Source organism: Mycobacterium sp. TY814 (assembly GCF_030755175.1).
Taxonomy (GTDB): Bacteria; Actinomycetota; Actinomycetes; order Mycobacteriales; family Mycobacteriaceae; genus Mycobacterium.
The window spans coordinates 18,309-36,353 of sequence record NZ_JAUFRY010000005.1 but is presented as its reverse complement, the minus strand read 5'-3'; the positions used below and the strand labels follow the sequence as shown (position 1 = coordinate 36,353).

Below are 18,045 nucleotides of genomic sequence, written 5' to 3'. Positions count from 1 at the left end.
GAACGATGGCAACTGATTTTGGTGCGCTACCGCCCGAGGTCACCTCGGCGATCATGTATTCCGGTCCGGGAGCTACCTCGTTCGTGTCCGCGGCGTCGGCGTGGAACGCACTGGCCGCCGAACTCACGGCGACAGCACGCGGGTATGGAGCCGTGCTCGGTGGACTGGTCAGCGAGGAGTGGCTGGGTCCGGCCTCGACAACGATGGCGCAAGCCGCTGAGCCCTACGTGGACTGGCTGACGGTCACCGCCGGGCAGGCCGAACGCGCTGCAATCCAATCACAGTCGGCCGCAGCCGCCTTCGAGACGGCGTTCGCCTCGATCGTGCCTCCTCCGCTGGTGGCGACCAATCGGGCGGAGTTGGCTCAAGCGCTGCAGACCAACATCTTCGGTCTGAACAACGGCCTGATCGCACAGCTGGAGGCCCAGTATGCGGAGATGTGGGCGCAGAACACACTGACCATGTACGCCTATGCGTCGTCCTCGGCCCTGGCGTCGAAGCTGGAACCCTTCACTTCCGCTCCGTCGATCACCACGGGCACCGCCGACCAGGCCGCCGCAGTCGCCGCGGCGCAAGCTGCCCCGGCGGCGTCCATCCAGGAGTCGTTGCAGAGCTTCTTCAACCAGGTCACAGGCCAGCTGGGCCTGCTGGCCACTCCGGCCGGAGCGCAGCAGTTGCTGACGCAGACAACGACCCAATTCCCGGTTCTCACCGAAATCTGGTTCCTGTTGACCGGGCAGACCACGCTGCCTAACAACCTGGGCACCTTCATGCAGGGCTACTCGAACTACGCGAGCTTCTTCTACAACACCGAAGGCCTGCCGTACTTCAGTGTCGGTATGGGCAACTTCGGCGTTCAGATGGCCAAGTCGGCGGGCCTGCTGGGCGGCGCGGCTCCGGCCGCCGCGTCCGCCGTCCCGGTGCCACCGGTCACCGCCGCACTCGGTCCCGGCGGACAAGTGGCAGCCGGCCTGGGCAACGGTGCCCATATCGGGCACCTGGCCGTCCCAGCGTCGTGGCCCGGCGCATCGGCGGCGCCGGCTGTTCGCCCGGCAGTGCAGATGATCAGTGAACCGATAACCGCCGGCGAGTCCGCCGCAAGCGGAAACGTGTTGAGTGGCATGCCTGTTGGAGCCGCAGGGAATTCCCGGGGGGCGGGAGCCGCGCCGCGTTACGGGTTCAAGCCCACGGTCATGCCCAAGCAGCTGCCGGTGGGTTGATCCCGCGCCCGGACTCAAGAGATGGCGCTCACCGCGGTCGACAACCGCGCCTTGAACGCATCCGGGATCGCCACGTAGCCGTTGCCCAACAGACCGTCCTGTCCCGCTCCGATGGTGCTCTGCAGGAAGGCTCTGACCGCGGTGCCGACTTCGGAGTCAGGGTACTTCGAGCAGACGATCTCATAGGTCGCCAGCACGATCGGATACGAGCCCGGCCGGCTCGGCCGATAAAACGAGATCGTGTCAAGGACGAGGTCGTTGTTCTTGTTGATGATGCCGGCCGTTGCGATCGTCCTGGCCACCGAATCGGAGTTGATCTCGACCGGCTCCGGGCCGGCGGAGGTGATGATCCTGGCCATGTCGAGCTTCTGCTCCCGGGCGAACGACCATTCGTTGTAGCTGATCGCGCCTTCGGCTCGCTTGACCACCACGGCGGTGCCCTCATTACCGATCGCGCCTTCGCCGACTCCGCCACGGAACTGTTTGCCGGCGCCCTTGCCCCACGCCCCACTGCCCGCCGTGTCCAGGTAGCGCTGGAAGTTGTCCGACGTTCCGGAGTCGTCGCTGCGGAACACCACATGAATGGGTTCAGCGGGAAGCTGGGCAGTGGGGTTGAGCGCCGTGATAGCCGGGTCGTTCCAGCTGGAGATCGTGCCGTTGAAGATCTTGGCCGCTGTCGGTCCGTCGAGGATCAGCGAAGTGACTCCGTTGATGTGGTAGGTGATGGCGATCGGTCCGAACACCACCGGAAGGTTCCACGCCGGTGCGCCACAGCGACGCTGCGCGTCGGCGTATTCACCCGGGCTCATCGGCGAGTCCGAGCCACCGAAGTCGGTTTTCTTATCCAGGAATTCGCGTATCCCCGCGCCCGACCCGTTTGCGGTGTAGTCGGTCGTCTGGCCGGGACATGCTCGCTCGAAGGCTTTGACGAACCGGATCATCGCGTTCTCCTGCGCCGTCGAGCCACTGGCCTTCAACGTCTTCTGGCCGCCGCAACTGCCATTCGAGGACGACGGCGTGGGCCCGCCTGCTTCATTTTTGCCAGCACAACCGGCGAGCACCGGTATTGCGACCACAAAGGCGATCCATAAGAGACGAAACAGGCTGGATGACAATTCAGTTCCTCACGTCAGGAAAAGAAGACGCGCAATTCAGCGTCGAGCAACACGAAACCTTACTGTAATTCCGTCGGGCGCAAATTAACGGACGGTAGCGTCGCCGCAACCTAAATGTGAACGGCGAACTACCGTGTGCATTCGACGCGATTGCCTGGTCCGCCGTGCGTGTCGGTGCGCCGGTGCGCTCTCGTACGTTGCCAGCGGGTAAATAAAGAATGTACAAATAGCCGCCCAACTGGAAGAGCGCTTCGGCACTGGCGAAAATTGAGGTTCAGTAATGCCAACTCTGGTCATGTCATTGTGGGAGCAGCCGAATGTATTTGCGCCGTACCGGGTCTGTACTGCTCTTCTTTTCCCTGTGTCCACTGGCGGTCGCCACCGTGCACGCCGACACGACCGACGACAAGTTCATCGCCTCCCTGAAGTCCGAGGGCATCAGCGACCACATATCCACCGCGCACGCGATCGAGGCCGGCCATTTCGTCTGCGTGAAACTGGACAACGGCATGTCGCCCAGCGATGTGGCAAATGACGTGCTGAACAGCAGCAGCATGCCCGCCTATCACTCCGGATTCTTCGTCGGCGCTGCCATCGACGCGTACTGCCCGCGCCACAAGGCCGAGCTACCCTCGTCCTAGTGTCGCCCGCGGTTAGGGTAAACATGCAGCTCAGCGGCATGGTGAGAGAAACCTGAGAGGTTGCGGTGGACTCTCGCGAGTGCGCTCCGAAGCAGGTCAGGCGCTGTTACTGTGTCGTTACGACAGGTCAAGTCGTATTGCCGTCTAGTGAACAATCGTCGACCAGGCGGCGTCGAGGGCGACCTGGCACCACACCGTCATCTACTCTCGTCCAGGGAGCGGTTGCTGGATGAATTTAGGGAGGAAACAGCATGTCGTTCGTGACCACACAGCCGGAGGCTCTGGCGGCTGCGGCCGGAAACCTGCAGGGTATCGGCACCACGATGAGCGCTCAGAACGCTGCTGCCGCGGCACCGACCACGGGGGTGGTTCCTGCGGCGGCCGACGAGGTGTCGGCGCTGACTGCGGCTCAGTTCGCCGCGCACGCTCAGATGTACCAGGCCGTCAGCGCTCAGGCGGCCGCCATTCACGAGATGTTCGTCAACACCTTGTCGACCAGCTCGGGCTCGTATGCGGCGACCGAGGCCGCCAACGCGGCGGCCGCAGGCTGACCGGTTCTGATTGAGATTTGGGGACGGCCAGCTGCGGACGTGAGTTCCGCTGCGACGTCTCAACAGGCGGTGATTTCGGGGTTTGACGGCCGGTCGGGGCCATCGCTCACGGATCACCTGCATTCGCCGTCAATCCGGACACCGGTGTCCGGGTTCGACACCCTTCCGACCGTGGAGCACCCGGTGGCCGCCGGCTGACCGAAAGGGGAGATTCGCAGTACTACCGGTCGGCGGATATGTCCGCGTGTAGCCGATCGGCCATCGTGCCTTAACAACCCGATCAGCAGTAACGAGTTTAAGGAGAATCAGGTGACTACACGTTTCATGACTGACCCGCACGCAATGCGGGACATGGCGGGCCGTTTCGAGACCCACGCCCAGACCGTCGAGGACGAGGCCCGCCGCATGTGGGCGTCCTCGCAGAACATCTCGGGTGCGGGCTGGAGCGGTCTGGCCTCGGCCACCTCGCTGGACACCATGGGCCAGATGAACACGGCGTTCCGCAACATCGTCAACATGCTGCACGGCGTTCGCGACGGGTTGATTCGCGACGCGAACAACTACGAGCAGCAAGAGCAGGCCTCGCAGCAGATCCTCAGCAGCTAAGACTTCAGCAGCCAAGAAAGGGACTTTGGAAAATGACGATCAATTACCAGTTCGGCGACGTCGACGCCCACGGTGCGCTGATCCGCGCCCAGGCCGCCAACTTGGAGGCCGAGCACCAGGCCATCGTTCGCGATGTGCTGGCTGCCGGTGACTTCTGGGGCGGCGCCGGTTCGGTGGCTTGCCAGGAGTTCATCGCCCAGTTGGGCCGCAACTTCCAGGTGATCTACGAGCAGGCCAACGCTCACGGCCAGAAGGTCCAGAGCGCCGGCAGCAACATGGCGCAGACCGACAGCGCCGTCGGCTCCAGCTGGGCCTAAAACCCATCTCCAGGCGCGGCAGCACACCAATTCCTCGGTGTGCTGCCGTGTCCTGCGGTTTACTGGAAGTTCGAATAAGTCAAGACCATTGAGGTAGGGATGGATCAACAGAGCACCCGCACCGACATCACTGTCAACGTCGACGGCTTTTGGATGCTTCAGGCGCTGCTGGATATCCGGCACGTCGCCCCGGAGCTCAGGTGTCGGCCGTACGTATCCACCGACAACAATGACTGGCTCAACGAGCATCCGGGCATGGCGGTGATGCGTGAGCAGGGCATCGTGGTCGGCGACACGGTCAACGAGCAGGTCGCCGCCCGGATGAAGGTGCTCGCCGCGCCCGACCTCGAGGTCGTCGCGCTGCTGTCGCGCGGCAAGCTGCTCTACGGCGTGGTCGACGACGAGAACCAGCCCCCGGGTTCGCGCGATATTCCCGACAACGAGTTCCGGGTGGTTCTGGCCCGCCGCGCCAACCACTGGGTCTCCGCGGTGCGCGTGGGCAGCGACATCACCGTCGACGACGTCGTCGTCTCGGACAGCGCCTCGATCGCCGCACTGGTGATGGATGGTCTCGAGTCGATTCACCACGCCGACCCTGCGGCGATCAACGCCGTCAACGTGCCCCTGGAAGAGATGCTCGAAGCCACCAAGTCGTGGCAGGAGTCCGGTTTCAACGTCTTTTCCGGCGGCGATCTGCGACGCATGGGCATCAGCGCCTCCACTGTCGCCGCGCTGGGTCAGGCACTGTCCGACCCCGCGGCCGAGGTTGCGGTGTATGCGCGCCAGTATCGAGACGACGCCAAGGGCCCCAGCGCCTCCGTCCTGTCCCTCAAGGATGGCTCGGGTGGCCGGATCGCGCTCTACCAACAGGCCCGCACGGCGGGTTCCGGCGAGGCCTGGCTGGCTATCTGCCCCGCCACCCCGCAACTGGTTCAGGTCGGCGTGAAGACCGTCTTGGACACTTTGCCGTACGGCGAATGGAAATCACACAGCAGGGTTTAACAGCGCCGTTACCAGACGCGCAGTGCGACAACATTTTTGAACATAAAATGCGAGCTGGATGCCAACACGGCATACTGCTCTGGAACGGGCTGCACAACTAAAACGCAATACGCCAACCACAACCAATAACCGCGAGGCAGGCAAATGAAATCGGAATCAGTCCGGCCGCAGCGCTACCCGGGCAGCGACGCCCCGGTCAGTGCACCGGCACAGCGCCCCACGCGGTCCACAACCAACTCATTCGCTAGGGCAGGGGGTGCAGGACGATGACCGCAGTAGCTGATGCGCCACAGACTGACATTGAGGGTGTTTCGTCGCCCAGAGCTGTGGTTGTCGGAATCATGGCCGGCGAGGGGGTGCAGATCGGCGTTCTGTTGGACGCCAACGCCCCGGTTTCGGTGATGACCGACCCACTGTTGAAGGTGATCAACAGCCGCCTCCGAGAGCTGGGGGAGACCCCGCTGGAGGCCACCGGCCGCGGCCGGTGGGCGCTGTGCCTGGTTGACGGCACGCCGCTGCGCGCCACCCAGTCGCTCACCGAGCAGGATGTCTACGACGGAGACCGGCTGTGGATCCGGTTCGTCAACGACACTGAGCACCGGTCTCAGGTCATCGAGCACATTTCGACCGCCGTCTCGGCCAACCTCAGCAAGCGGTTCGCGGCGATCGACCCGGTCGTCGCCGTTCAGGTCGGTGCGACCATGGTCGCGTCCGGCGTGATTCTGGCCTCCGGAGTGCTCGGCTGGTGGCGCTGGCACCACAACACGTGGCTGACCACCATCTTCACCGCGATCGTCGCCGCCCTGGTGCTGACCGTCTCAGTGATGCTGTTGATGCGCGCCAAGACGGACGCGGACCGCCGGGCCGCCGACATCATGCTGATGAGCGGTCTTGTCCCGTTGACGGTTGCGGCCGCTGCGGCGCCGCCGGGGCCGGTTGGGTCTCCGCAGGCCGTGCTGGGCTTCGGCGTCTTGACGGTGGCGGCGGCGCTGGCGCTGCGGTTTACCGGGCGCCGGCTGGCGGTTTACACCGCGATCGTGACGGTAGCCGCACTGGTGACCATCGCCAGCCTGGCCAGAATGGTGGCGGCCACCAGTGCTGTGACCATGCTGTCCTGCCTGGTGCTGGCCTGCGTGATCCTCTACCACGCCGCTCCCGCGCTGTCCCGGCGTCTGGCGGGCATCCGGTTGCCGGTGTTCCCGTCCGCGACCAGCCGCTGGGTGTTCGAGGCCCGGCCTGACCTGCCGACCACCGTGGTGCGCTCCGAGGGCGGCCCGCCGACCCTGGAGGGGCCGGCATCGGTCCGGGACGTGCTGCTGCAGGCCGAGCGCGCACGTTCGTTCCTGAGCGGCCTGCTGGTAGGGCTCGGTGTCTTGATGGTCATCTGCCTGACCGCGTTGTCCAACCCGCACACCCACGAGCGGTGGCTGCCGCTGCTGCTGGCCAGCTTCAGCGCCGGGTTCCTGCTGCTGCGCGGCCGCTCCTACGTCGACCGGTGGCAGGCCATCACCCTGGCGACTACCGGCGTGCTGATCATCGCGGCGGTGCTGGTGCGGTACGCGCTGGTGCTGTCCTCGCCGCTGTCGGTGTCGATCTCGGCGGCAATCCTGGTGGCGCTGCCGGCCGCCGGTCTGACGGCCGCGGCCGTCGTGCCCAACACCATCTACAGCCCGCTGTTCCGCAAGTTCGTGGAATGGCTCGAGTACCTCTGCCTCATGCCGATCTTCCCGCTGGCATTGTGGTTGATGAATGTTTATGCAGCGATCCGATACCGGTAACAGCCGCTCGCGGCGCGGTCGTGCGTTGAGCGCGACCGTCGCCGCGATGCTGCTGACCTCCGGCGCGCTTGCCGGGATGCCACCTGCATATGCGATTGCGCCTCCGACGATCGATCCGGGGGCGCTCCCGCCTGATAGCCCTCCTGGGCCGATCGCACCGATGAAGCAGAACTCGTACTGCACGGAGGTCGGGGTCATGCCCGGCACCGACTTCAAGGTGCCGCCGAAGTACATGGAGATGCTGAACCTCAACGAGGCGTGGCACTTCGGCCGTGGCGAAGGCGTCAAGGTCGCTGTCATCGACACCGGCGTCACTCCGCACCCGCGGCTGCCGCGCCTGATCCCGGGCGGCGATTACGTCATGGCCGGGGGTGATGGTCTGTCTGACTGCGACGCCCACGGCACCTTGGTGGCTTCGATGATCGCCGGGGCTCCGGCCAACGGAGCTGCGCCCCCGCCGGCATCGCCGCGCCGGCCGGTGACCATCCCGACCACCGAAAAGCCACCGCCACCGCAGACCGTGACCCTGTCACCGGTGCCCGGCCCGACCATCACCGTGATTCCGGCGCCCCCACCGCCCTCGGAGGGGGCTGGGCCCGGTCCCGCACCCGGTCCGGGTCAGGCGCCGTCGGCCAACCGCGGCGGCGGCACCGTGACCATCCCGGGCTACGCGGGCGGCGGCAAGATTCAGCCCGTCGACCACCCGCGTACTCCGCACCCGCTGGCCCCGTCGACGACCACCACGACATCGCCGAGCGCGACATCGTCGTCGTCGACCCCGCCGCCACCGCCGCCGCCGCCGAGTCCCAATGCGGCGCCGCCGGACGCTTTCAGCGGGATCGCACCGGACGTCGAGGTGATCTCGATCCGGCAGTCCAGCCAGGCGTTCGGCCTCAAGGACGCTTACACCGGCGACGAGGACCCGCAGACGGTGGCCAAGATCGACAGCGTCGAGACGATGGCGCGCGCGATCGTGCATGCTGCCAACATGGGCGCTTCGGTGATCAACATCTCCGACGTGACCTGCATGAGTGCGCGCAACGTGGTGGACCAGCGGACGCTGGGTGCCGCGGTGCACTACGCCGCGGTCGACAAGAACGCGCTGATCGTTGCGGCGGCCGGCGACAGCAGCAAGAAGGACTGCAAGCAGAACACCATCTTCGACCCGCTGTCGCCCAACGACCCCCGCGCCTGGAACGCCGTGACCACGGTGGTGACGCCGTCGTGGTTCAGCGATTACGTGCTCACCGTCGGCGCCGTCGACACCAGCGGGCAGCCGCTGTCACAGATGAGCATTGCCGGGCCTTGGGTTTCGATCTCTGCACCTGGGACCGACGTCATGGGGCTCTCGCCGCGCGACGACGGCCTGATCAACGCGATCGACGGTCCGGACAACACGTTGCTGGTTCCCGCGGGCACCAGCTTCGCCACCGCAATCGTCTCGGGGGTGGCCGCGCTCGTGCGGGCCAAGTTCCCGGAACTGTCGGCGTACCAGGTGATGCAGCGGTTGATTCACACGGCCAGGCCGCCCGCCCGTGGCGTCGACAATCAGGTCGGTTACGGTGTGGTCGATCCGGTCGCGGCACTGACTTGGGACGTCCCGCAAGGACCGCCCCAGGCACCTAAACAACTTTCGGCGCCGCTGTCGCTGCCGAAGCCTCCCGCTCCGCGCAACATGGCGCCGGTGTGGGTGGCCACCGGGGGCCTGGCTGCGGCATTACTGATAGGCGGAGCAGTGTTCGGTACAGCCTCTTTGATGCGACGATCGCGGAAACAACGATGAAGGCGCAGCGCAAGCTCGGATTGTCGTTGTCCTGGCCGCGCCTGACCGCGGTATTCCTGGTCGACGTGCTCATTCTGGTGCTCGCCAGCCATGCCCCGGATTCGTGGCAGGGCGAGAACCGGGTGGCGTGGTGGGTCGGTGTCGGCCTGGCGGTACTGGTGACGTTGCTGTCCGTGGTCACCTACCACGGCATCACGGTCGCCTCCGGCGTCGCCTCCTGGCTGTGGGATTGGTCGGCCGACCCCGGTACCGCTCTCGGCGCCGGCTGCACGCCGGCAACCGACTTCAAGCGGCGCTTCGGGCGCGACACGGTGGGAGTACGCGAGTACCGCGGCCAGCTGGTCGCGGTGGTCGAGGTGGACGGGGGCGAGGGTGACCCGGCGGGCCGCCACCGCCACCGCACCGTCGCCGGCGGAGCAGCGCCGTTCCTGCCGGTTGCCGCGGTCGCCGACGGGTTGCGCCAGTTCGACATCCACCTCGACGGCATCGACATCGTGTCGGTGCAGGTGCGCGGTGGTGCGGCCGCAGCCCGGGCCTCGGCCTCACTCGAGGAGTGGCAGCCGGAAGGCTGGGAGGCTAACGAAGGAGCGGGCGAGCGCCCGGCCGCCGACCGGCGCCGCACCTGGTTGGTGCTGCGGATGAACCCGCAGCGCAACGTGGCCGCCGTGGTGTGCCGCGACTCGCTGGCGTCGACGCTGGTCGCCGCCACCGAGCGGCTGGTCCAGGACCTGGACGGCCAGACGTGCAGCGCCCGTCCGTTGACGGCCGACGAGCTGGCCGAAGTCGACGCCGCCGTGCTGGCCGACTTGGAGCCGACGTGGAGCCGGCCCGGTTGGCGCCACCTGAAGCACTTCAACGGGTTCGTGACCAGTTTCTGGGTGACGCCCTCCGACATCGACTCCGAGACGCTGGAGAGCCTATGGCTGTCGGACGCTCCGGAGGTAGGCGCTACTGTGCTCACCATGCGATTGACGACGCGGGCCAGACGGCCGCAACTGTCAGCGTTCGTGCGCTACCACAGTGAATCTCGGCTCCCCAGGGAGCTGACGGCCGGCCTCAACCGCCTGACGGGACGCCAGCTGGCGGCCGTGCGGGCCAGTCTGCCCGCGCCGTCTTCACGGCCACCGCTGGTCGTGCCGGGCCGCGACTTGCGCGACCACGATGAGCTGGAGTTGCCAGTGGGGCATGAGCCGGAGCGCGTAACCAGCTCAGCAACACCATGACCCGCGCGCAGTCAGCCGCCGAAGATGCCAGAAACGCGATGGTTGCCGGGCTGCTGGCTTCGGGCATCTCGGTCAACGGACTGCAGCCGAGCCACAACCCGCAGGTGGCAGCGCAGATGTTCACCACCGCCACCAAGCTCGACCCCGGCATGTGCGACGCCTGGCTGGCGCGGATCCTCGCCGGTGATCAGAGCCTCGAGGTGCTCGCCGGTGCGTGGGCGGCGGTAAGGACCTTCGGGTGGGAGACCCGCCGCCTCGGTGTCACGGATCTGCAGTTCCGTCCCGAGGTGTCCGACGGCCTGTTCCTGCGGCTCGCCGTGACCAGCGTCGACTCACTGGCCTGCGCCTACGCGGCAGTGCTCGCGGAGAACAAGCGCTACAAGGAAGCCGCGGACCTGCTTGACTCGGCCGACCCCCGCCACCCGTTCGACGCAGAACTAGTCACCTATGTGCGCGGCGTGCTCTATTTCCGCACCAAACGGTGGCCGGATGTGCTGACCCAGTTCCCTGAGGCGACGCCGTGGCGGCACCCCGAGCTCAAGGCGGCGGGGGCGGCCATGGCGACTACCGCGCTGGCGTCGCTCGGGGTCTTCGAGGAAGCGTTCCGGCGCGGACAGGACGCCATCGAGGGCGACCGGGTGCCGGGCGCGGCGAACATCGCCCTGTACACCCAGGGCATGTGCCTGCGCCACGTCGGCCGTGAGGAAGAGGCCGTCGAACTGTTGCGCCGCGTGTATTCGCGCGACGCGAAGTTCACCCCGGCCCGCGAAGCGCTGGACAACCCGAACTTCCGTCTGGTTCTGACCGACCCGGAGACGATCGAGGCCCGCACGGATCCGTGGGATCCGGACAGCGCACCGTCGCGGGCGCAGGCCGAGGCTGCCCGCCATGCCGAGGAAGCCGCGAAATACCTGGCCGAAGGCGACGCCGAGCTCAACGCCATGCTGGGCATGGAGCAGGCCAAACGCGAGATCAAGCTGATCAAGTCGACCACCAAGGTGAACCTGGCGCGGGCAAAGATGGGACTCCCAGTTCCGTTGACGTCCCGGCACACCCTTCTGCTCGGGCCGCCCGGCACCGGCAAGACGTCGGTCGCCCGGGCGTTCGCCAAGCAGTTGTGTGGTCTCACCGTGCTGCGCAAGCCGCTGGTGGTGGAGACCAGTCGCACCAAGCTGCTGGGCCGCTACATGGCCGACGCCGAGAAGAACGCCGAGGAAATGCTCGAGGGCGCGCTGGGCGGCGCGGTGTTCTTCGACGAGATGCACACCCTGCACGAGAAGGGCTACCAGCAGGGCGACCCGTACGGCAATGCGATCATCAATACCCTGCTGCTCTACATGGAGAACCATCGCGACGAGCTGGTGGTGTTCGGCGCCGGATACGCCAAGGCAATGGAAAAGATGCTCGAGGTGAATCAGGGTCTGCGGCGCCGCTTTTCGACCGTGATCGAGTTCTTCAGCTACACGCCCGAGGAGCTCGTTGCGCTGACCGTGCTGATGGGCAGGGAGAACGAAGACGTCATCACCGAGGAGGAGGCCTCGGTCCTGCTGCCGTCGTACACCAAGTTCTACAACGACGAGACATACTCCGAGGACGGCGACCTGATCCGCGGCATCGACATGCTCGGCAACGCCGGGTTCGTCCGCAACGTGGTGGAGAAAGCGCGTGACCACCGTAGTTTCCGCCTCGACGACGAAGATCTGGACGCAGTGCTCAACAGCGACCTCACCGAGTTCAGCGAAGCCCAGATGCGCCGTTTCCGGGAACTCACCCGCGACGACCTCGCCGAGGGGCTCAGCGCCGCGGTCGCCGAGGAGCGGAAGAACAAGTAACGCCTTCCGTCGGCACGCGTCCGCCCACCCGCGGCGCTGGCCGGCGCGGCGCGCCGAAGGGGTTGTGGCTATTGCCCTGCCGCTGCGGCTTCCGCCGGATACGCTGTCTGCAACTCGAGCTAAGACGAGTGGGGTAGGCGCACCCTGTCACGGTGGCGCTCCCGTGTGCCCTGATGGTGACGGGAGGTGGGGCCGCACTGATCCAACCGAAAACGTCTCTGCACATTCGATGACCATTCATCCCGATCCGGTCACGGCGCTTTCCCGTCGTCGGAATCGGCTGGCGCAAGAATCCGGACGCGCGGTGGCCGCGGTATTCACCACGGCGCCCACGTCATCGGAGGCACCCCGACACCACCTCAGCGGCCAAGTCCCGTAGCTGGGTCGGACTATCTCGTAAGGAGAAGTCCGATGTCTTTCACTCAAAGCGCTTGCGCTGCATCGCTTTTTCCCGTTCATATCGTCGCCGCGGTCGGCTGAGGCGGTGACGACGATGGATTTTGGAGCATTACCACCGGAAGTCAACTCGCTGCGCATGTACTCCGGGCCCGGCTCGGCACCACTGCGGGCCGCGATTTCGGCTTGGGAGCGGTTGGCTGCCGAACTGCAGTCCACGGCTGCCGCCTACGACACAGTCGTCTCGATACTGACCGACGACGGTTGGCGCGGGCCTGCCTCGGACGCCATGCTGGCGGCCATCACGCCATATCTGACCTGGATGACCCTGACCGGCGCGAAGGCCGAGGAAGCTGCCACCCAGGCGGCCGCCGCGGCCGGGGCGTACGAGTCCGCATACGCCATGACGGTGCCGCCGGCGGTCATCGCGGCCAACCGGGCCGAGCTGCAACAGCTGGTGGCGACCAATGTGATCGGCCAGAACACGGCGGCGATCGCAGCCGCCGAGGCCGCCTACGGCGAGATGTGGGCCCAGGATGCGGCGGCGATGTATGGCTATGCCACCAGTTCGGCGGCCGCATCGACGCTGACGCCGTTCAGCTCACCGCCGCAGGTCACCGACCCGGCGGGACAGGCCGGCCAAGCAAGCGCCGTCACCCAGGCTGCCGGAACCGCGGTGGGCACCGTGCAGTCGCAACTGCCGCAATTGATGTCGTCGGTACCGTCGACGCTGCAAGGCCTTTCGGCACCAGCGGCGGCGCTCGATGCCTTCCCGGGTGCCGGATTGCTCGCCGACCTGCTGAACTTCCTGGACGGCAACGACGGAAACCCGTACGGCATCTTCCTGAATTCCTCGCTGGTCAACGGCTTTGTCTCGGCCGGCTACGTCAGCCCCGCGATCGTCGCACCGGCTGCGTTCGCTGGACTGGCCGACATCAACGCAGTCGCACTAGGCGCACAGCAGCAAGCGCTGCCGCCGATGGGCTCCGGTGAGGGAAACGCCTCCTGGATACCGGCCGCATCACCGGCCAATCCCACCAACATCCCCCCGTTGATGGATGTGGCCGAGGCCTCGTACACCACGGGCGGCGGAGTGACGGGCGGGATCAACCAGGCGGCGATGGTCGGGCGGCTGTCCGTTCCGCAGACCTGGACCGCAGCGACGGCGGTGGCCAATTACGCCGGCGCGGCCGCACCCGGTGGCGGCTGGACCAGTACCGCCGTTGCGCCCCAAGCGGCGGCGGGCATGCCCGGCATCCCCGGTTTACCCGCCGCCGGAATGTACGGAAACAACTTCGGCAACCCGCCTCGTTATGGCTTCCGTCCGACGATCATGGGGCGCCCGCCGGCCGCCGGATAACAGGAGGGAGACCGCCGCGACATCGCTCACGTTGGGCGAAAGGAGGTGCTGTCATTGGATTTTGGAGCGCTCCCACCTGAAATCAACTCGCTGCGAATGTATACCGGGCCCGGCTCAGCGCCGATGCTGGCCGCAATGACGGCCTGGGATGAAACCGCAGCCGAATTACATTTGACCGCAACGGCATACGAGTCCGTCATTGCCACTTTGGTCAGTGAGGGCTGGCTGGGGCCGGCAGCGGAGGCGATGACGGCTGCTGTTGTCCCGTACATGACGTGGATGAGAATGACCGCCGTCCAGGCCGAACAGACGGCCGGTCAGGCGGCCTCCGCCGCCGCGGCATTCGACGCCGCGTTCGCGATGACCGTCCCGCCGGCTGCCGTCGCCGCCAACCGGGCAACACTGCTGATGTTGGTCGCCACGAACTTTCTGGGCATCAACACGCCGGCGATCGCGGCTACCGAGGCCGAATACGCGGAGATGTGGGCCCAGGATGCGACGGCGATGTACATCTACGCCGCCGATGCGGCGGCGGCCTCGACGCTGACGCCGTTCCGCGAACCGGACCAGACCACCAATCCGGACGGTCTCACAAGTCAGGCGGCGGCTGTCACACAGGCCTCCGGGTCCGCGACGGGCACCGCCACCCAGTCGGAGCTACCGCAATTGATGTCCGCCGTGCCGGCGAGCCTGCAGCAGATGGCATCCCCGGCCGCGGCCTCACCGTTCGACAACATCCCGCAAACCGGTTTGCTGGCCGACATCCTGAACTTCCTGGACGGCAATGACGGCAACCCCTACGGAATCTTTCTGAACTCGAACCTGGTGAACGGGTTCGTGTCAGCCCAATACGTGTCGCCCGTGACCATCTTCCCTGCCACTACCGACGCGCTCGCGGACGTCGAGGCGGTAGCCGAAGGGGCCCCCGATGCCGCGCCCGCTGCCGCCGACGCCGCGTCCGCAGGCCTGACGTCCTCGCAATCGGGCGGGGTGAGCGCAGGAGTCAATCAAGCGTCGTTCGTCGGCCGGCTGTCCGTACCGCCGAGTTGGACCACGGCCGCGGAGGTCGCCGACCGCGTGATCCCAGGCTCCGGTGCGGCGGTCACCGCTGCGCCGGAAGCCGCGGCGGGCATGCCCGGTATGCCCGGCATGCCCGCGCCCGCCACCTACTCCCGCAGCTGGGGCAACGGCCCGCGCTACGGATTCAAGCTGACCATAATGCCGCGTCCGGTGGCGGCAGGCTGAACTGCCGCATCGTACCGACATTTATTGTCACCGTGTCGAACAACAATTTTCGTGGCATCGAATTTCGACACGAAACTGTGAAATGTGGGTCGTGAGTTGACTGTCGACGATTCGAGTGCCACGATGACTTTGCATGCACCTCGCTAGGTGAGGCGTCTGCACGGACATAGGCCACTGACCTCGAACGTCGAAAGACGCCCAGGGTCAGGACAGCTCTTCCCGGCTTAAGGGTTGAGCCCAAGTGGCTTCCGGTTTCGGCCGGATACGCCGTGTGGTGCCAAAGCTCTGTCGAGAGAGGTGCTGGCCCAGCGGTTTTCCGTTGGCCTCATCTCCGTGATGCGTGCGCCCGGCGCCCCCGTGCGCCCCGGCCCGAAGGAGGTGAGAGCGGAGTGAGTCCCGACGATAGTCCGTATCCGAGATCGAAGACCATTTCGTCTCGATCCGGCCCGGCCGCTGATTTCGCAATATGAGTCTATTCGGCCGATAGCGTCCTGCGCGCAATAAATGCGCATGTGTAATTCGTGTGCACGGAAAACGTCCTGCACGAATTGCGATTAATGCTGCCTGGAATCGGTTTCGTTCCTCCGGGATAACTCCGAGATGTCTGCCGGGCACCACGCGGTCCGCGCGACCGCGATCAGCACTACCTTCAGTCAAGGAGGCGAGCGATGACTGCCGCCCTGGATTTTGCCGCGTTGCCACCCGAGATCAACTCTGCGCGGATGTACACCGGACCCGGCTCCGGCCCGATGCTCGCTGCGGCCTCGGCCTGGAACGGGTTGGCCGCCGAGCTGCGGGCGACCGCCTTGTCGTACGACGCCGTGCTCTCGGCGTTGATTGGCGAGGAGTGGTTCGGTCCCGCGTCGGCCTCCATGGCCGCCGCCGCCACGCCGCACGTGGCCTGGATGAGCGCCACCGCCGCCCAGGCCGAGCAGACCGCGGCACAGGCCGAGGCCGCCGCGAGCGCCTTCGAGGCGGCGTATGCGGCGACCGTGCCCCCGGCGCTCATCACGGCCAATCGCGCACAGCTGGCCGCTCTGGTCGCCACCAACATCCTGGGCCAGAACAGCCCTGCGATAGCGGCAACGGAGGCGCAGTACCTCCAAATGTGGGCCCAGGACGCCGCCGCCATGTACGGCTACGCCGGCTACTCCGCTGTCGCGACCCAGTTGAGCCCGTTCGTGGGGCCCGACGAAATCGCCAATCCCAGCGGCCTGACGGCCCAAGCGGTCGCCGTCAACCAGGCCGGCGGTGCCTCGGCGGCCGGGCAGCAGGGCACTGTGTCGCAACTTTTTTCCGCTGTACCCAACGCACTGCAGGGCCTCTCCGGATCCAACAGCGGCCAAGGACTTTCAGAGATCACGAACTTTCTGCTCACCGGCAACGGACCCGCCAATTGGCAGGACTTCATGACGACGTGGGGACCTAACGCCAACATCTGGAACACGATCACCTCGACCGGCACGTTGACGCCGGGCGCCACGGTCGGAACCCTTTCCAGTTTGTTCGGCGCGCCGGCGATGACGGATGTCGCCGGGGCAGCCCAAGGGGTTGCGTCCACGAAAGTGGTGTACGAGTCGGGCCGTGAGGTGAGGACCGGCGTGTCGTAGCCGGCTAGTAAAGGGTCATCGCGTGATTCTTCGAGAGACCGACCAAAGTCACTAGAGCAAAGGATCGACGCGATGACCGCTGCCCACGATATCGACCTACCCGCACTGTTGGCTGAGCGACTCACCACCACCCACCCTGATGTGTTGCGCGAACTGCTGGCTACCTTCATCCACACGCTGATGGGCGCCGAGGCTGACGCGCTATGCGGCGCGGCCTACGGTCAGCGCAGCAGCGAGCGGACTAACTCTCGTAACGGTTATCGGCATCGCCAGTTCGATACCCGGGCAGGCAGTTTGGATCTGGCGATTCCCAAGCTGCGCCAGGGGTCCTACTTCCCGGACTGGCTGCTGGAACGCCGCAAACGCGCCGAGCGGGCCCTGACAACTGTGGTGGCCACCTGCTATCTGCTCGGGGTCTCGACCCGGCGGATGGACAAGCTGGTCGAGACCCTCGGGATTACCGGCTTGTCGAAGTCGCAGGTGTCGGTGATGGCCAAAGAACTCGACACTGCCGTGGAGGCTTTCCGCACTCGGCCTCTTGATGCCGGCCCGTATACGTTCATGGCCGCCGACGCTTTGGTACTCAAGGTCCGCGAGGCCGGCCGCGTGGTCAACGTGCACGCGCTGATCGCGGTGGGCGTCAACGCTGAGGGCTACCGCGAAATCCTGGGCATCGACGTCACCACCGCCGAAGACGGTGCGGGCTGGTTGACGTTTCTGCGCTCGTTGACCGCGCGCGGCCTGTCTGGGGTGGCGCTGGTCACCAGCGACGCCCATGCTGGACTGCTCTCAGCGATTGGGGCCACCTTGCCCGGGGCGTCCTGGCAGCGCTGCCGCACCCATTACGCCACCAACCTGATGGCCATCACCCCCAAGAGCTCCTGGCCCTGGGTCAAGACCCTGCTGCATTCGGTGTTCGATCAACCCGACGCCACTTCTGTTGCTGCACAATATGACCGGATCATCGACGCGCTTTCCGACAAGCTACCCAAGGTCGCTGATCACCTCGAAGCGGCCAGGTCCGACCTGCTGGCCTTCACGGCTTTTCCTAAGCAGATCTGGCGTCAGATCTGGTCCAACAACCCCCAGGAACGACTCAACAAAGAAATCCGCCGCCGCACCGATGTCGTCGGGATCTTCCCCGACCGCGATGCTCTAATCCGCCTCGTCGGCGCTGTGCTGGCCGAACAACACGACGAATGGGCCGAGTCACGGCGCTACCTGGGTCTCGACGTCCTCAGCAAATCCCGCCTGACCACCACCACACCAGCAGAACAGGAGGACAACCCCGCGGCACTAACCGCATAAGTCACGACATCGAAGAATCACACGACGACGTCGTACACCACGTCCCTGGACTTGACCG

At 66.0% G+C, this 18,045-nt stretch carries 14 protein-coding genes, 1 pseudogene and 1 riboswitch; of the genes and pseudogenes, 14 read left to right on the top strand and 1 reads right to left on the bottom strand.

Going from position 1 to position 18,045, the window contains the following annotated elements; all coding sequences use genetic code 11:
* Window positions 1-5: 5 nt before the first annotated feature.
* On the top strand, window positions 6-1,220 hold the full coding sequence (locus QXH22_RS28230; protein ID WP_306240512.1) for a PPE family protein: 1,215 nt from the start codon (window positions 6-8) through the stop codon (window positions 1,218-1,220).
* Between the two features lie 14 nt (window positions 1,221-1,234).
* On the opposite strand, the gene pstS is transcribed toward QXH22_RS28230, so the two are convergent.
* Window positions 1,235-2,296: a phosphate ABC transporter substrate-binding protein PstS gene (pstS, locus tag QXH22_RS28225; RefSeq protein WP_371934339.1), complete on the bottom strand. Its 1,062-nt coding sequence runs from the start codon at window positions 2,294-2,296 to the stop codon at window positions 1,235-1,237.
* Window positions 2,297-2,652: 356 nt separating this feature from the next.
* On the opposite strand from pstS, the gene QXH22_RS28220 reads away from it, so the two are divergent.
* The 13 genes and pseudogenes from QXH22_RS28220 (at window position 2,653) to QXH22_RS28160 (ending at window position 17,987) form a co-directional block, all read left to right on the top strand.
* On the top strand, window positions 2,653-2,976 hold the full coding sequence (locus tag QXH22_RS28220; protein ID WP_306240511.1) for a DUF732 domain-containing protein: 324 nt from the start codon (window positions 2,653-2,655) through the stop codon (window positions 2,974-2,976).
* Between the two features lie 251 nt (window positions 2,977-3,227).
* The gene (locus tag QXH22_RS28215; RefSeq protein WP_055579137.1) at window positions 3,228-3,527 is read left to right on the top strand and encodes a type VII secretion system ESX-5 target PE19; all 300 of its coding nucleotides are present in this window, start codon (window positions 3,228-3,230) and stop codon (window positions 3,525-3,527) included.
* Between the two features lie 309 nt (window positions 3,528-3,836).
* The gene (locus QXH22_RS28210; RefSeq protein WP_055581207.1) at window positions 3,837-4,133 is read left to right on the top strand and encodes a WXG100 family type VII secretion target; all 297 of its coding nucleotides are present in this window, start codon (window positions 3,837-3,839) and stop codon (window positions 4,131-4,133) included.
* A gap of 32 nt (window positions 4,134-4,165) precedes the next feature.
* Window positions 4,166-4,450: a WXG100 family type VII secretion target gene (locus QXH22_RS28205; RefSeq protein ID WP_055579135.1), complete on the top strand. Its 285-nt coding sequence runs from the start codon at window positions 4,166-4,168 to the stop codon at window positions 4,448-4,450.
* Window positions 4,451-4,549: 99 nt separating this feature from the next.
* Window positions 4,550-5,452 carry an ESX secretion-associated protein EspG gene (locus QXH22_RS28200; RefSeq protein WP_306240510.1) on the top strand — a complete coding sequence of 301 codons (903 nt, stop codon included), beginning with the start codon at window positions 4,550-4,552 and terminating at the stop codon, window positions 5,450-5,452.
* A gap of 266 nt (window positions 5,453-5,718) precedes the next feature.
* A complete protein-coding gene (gene eccD / locus QXH22_RS28195) occupies window positions 5,719-7,230 on the top strand; it encodes a type VII secretion integral membrane protein EccD (RefSeq protein ID WP_306240509.1) in 1,512 nt (503 codons plus the stop codon).
* The gene (mycP, locus tag QXH22_RS28190; protein WP_306240508.1) at window positions 7,208-9,013 is read left to right on the top strand and encodes a type VII secretion-associated serine protease mycosin; all 1,806 of its coding nucleotides are present in this window, start codon (window positions 7,208-7,210) and stop codon (window positions 9,011-9,013) included. Before eccD ends, mycP begins: the two co-directional genes overlap by 23 nt.
* A complete protein-coding gene (gene eccE / locus QXH22_RS28185; RefSeq protein ID WP_306240507.1) occupies window positions 9,010-10,236 on the top strand; it encodes a type VII secretion protein EccE in 1,227 nt (408 codons plus the stop codon). Before mycP ends, eccE begins: the two co-directional genes overlap by 4 nt.
* Window positions 10,233-12,068 carry a type VII secretion AAA-ATPase EccA gene (gene eccA, locus QXH22_RS28180; protein ID WP_306240506.1) on the top strand — a complete coding sequence of 612 codons (1,836 nt, stop codon included), beginning with the start codon at window positions 10,233-10,235 and terminating at the stop codon, window positions 12,066-12,068. Before eccE ends, eccA begins: the two co-directional genes overlap by 4 nt.
* A 493-nt stretch (window positions 12,069-12,561) precedes the next feature.
* Entirely contained in the window at window positions 12,562-13,824 is a 1,263-nt protein-coding gene (locus QXH22_RS28175; RefSeq protein ID WP_306277629.1) for a PPE family protein, read from the top strand.
* A 54-nt stretch (window positions 13,825-13,878) separates the two neighbouring features.
* Window positions 13,879-15,069, top strand: coding sequence for a PPE family protein (locus QXH22_RS28170; protein ID WP_306277628.1), 1,191 nt, complete (start codon window positions 13,879-13,881; stop codon window positions 15,067-15,069).
* Window positions 15,070-15,201: 132 nt separating this feature from the next.
* Window positions 15,202-15,373, top strand: a riboswitch (M-box (ykoK) riboswitch).
* A 364-nt stretch (window positions 15,374-15,737) separates the two neighbouring features.
* Window positions 15,738-16,631 (top strand): annotated as a pseudogene (locus QXH22_RS28165) (PPE family protein); the annotation flags it as partial.
* Window positions 16,632-16,751: 120 nt separating this feature from the next.
* Window positions 16,752-17,987 (top strand): IS256-like element IS1512 family transposase, encoded by a 1,236-nt coding sequence (locus QXH22_RS28160; protein ID WP_065140125.1) that lies wholly within the window; start codon window positions 16,752-16,754, stop codon window positions 17,985-17,987.
* Window positions 17,988-18,045 lie beyond the last annotated feature (58 nt).

What these genes read in the sequence shown, in the direction of transcription:
- QXH22_RS28230 (WP_306240512.1), top strand. Translation starts at nt 6, where the DNA reads ATGGCAACTGATTTTGGTGCGCTACCGCCCGAGGTCACCTCGGCGATC.
- QXH22_RS28220 (WP_306240511.1), top strand. Translation starts at nt 2,653, where the DNA reads ATGTATTTGCGCCGTACCGGGTCTGTACTGCTCTTCTTTTCCCTGTGT.
- QXH22_RS28215 (WP_055579137.1), top strand. Translation starts at nt 3,228, where the DNA reads ATGTCGTTCGTGACCACACAGCCGGAGGCTCTGGCGGCTGCGGCCGGA.
- QXH22_RS28205 (WP_055579135.1), top strand. Translation starts at nt 4,166, where the DNA reads ATGACGATCAATTACCAGTTCGGCGACGTCGACGCCCACGGTGCGCTG.
- QXH22_RS28200 (WP_306240510.1), top strand. Translation starts at nt 4,550, where the DNA reads ATGGATCAACAGAGCACCCGCACCGACATCACTGTCAACGTCGACGGC.
- eccD (WP_306240509.1), top strand. Translation starts at nt 5,719, where the DNA reads ATGACCGCAGTAGCTGATGCGCCACAGACTGACATTGAGGGTGTTTCG.
- mycP (WP_306240508.1), top strand. Translation starts at nt 7,208, where the DNA reads ATGCAGCGATCCGATACCGGTAACAGCCGCTCGCGGCGCGGTCGTGCG.
- eccE (WP_306240507.1), top strand. Translation starts at nt 9,010, where the DNA reads ATGAAGGCGCAGCGCAAGCTCGGATTGTCGTTGTCCTGGCCGCGCCTG.
- eccA (WP_306240506.1), top strand. Translation starts at nt 10,233, where the DNA reads ATGACCCGCGCGCAGTCAGCCGCCGAAGATGCCAGAAACGCGATGGTT.
- QXH22_RS28175 (WP_306277629.1), top strand. Translation starts at nt 12,562, where the DNA reads ATGGATTTTGGAGCATTACCACCGGAAGTCAACTCGCTGCGCATGTAC.
- QXH22_RS28160 (WP_065140125.1), top strand. Translation starts at nt 16,752, where the DNA reads ATGACCGCTGCCCACGATATCGACCTACCCGCACTGTTGGCTGAGCGA.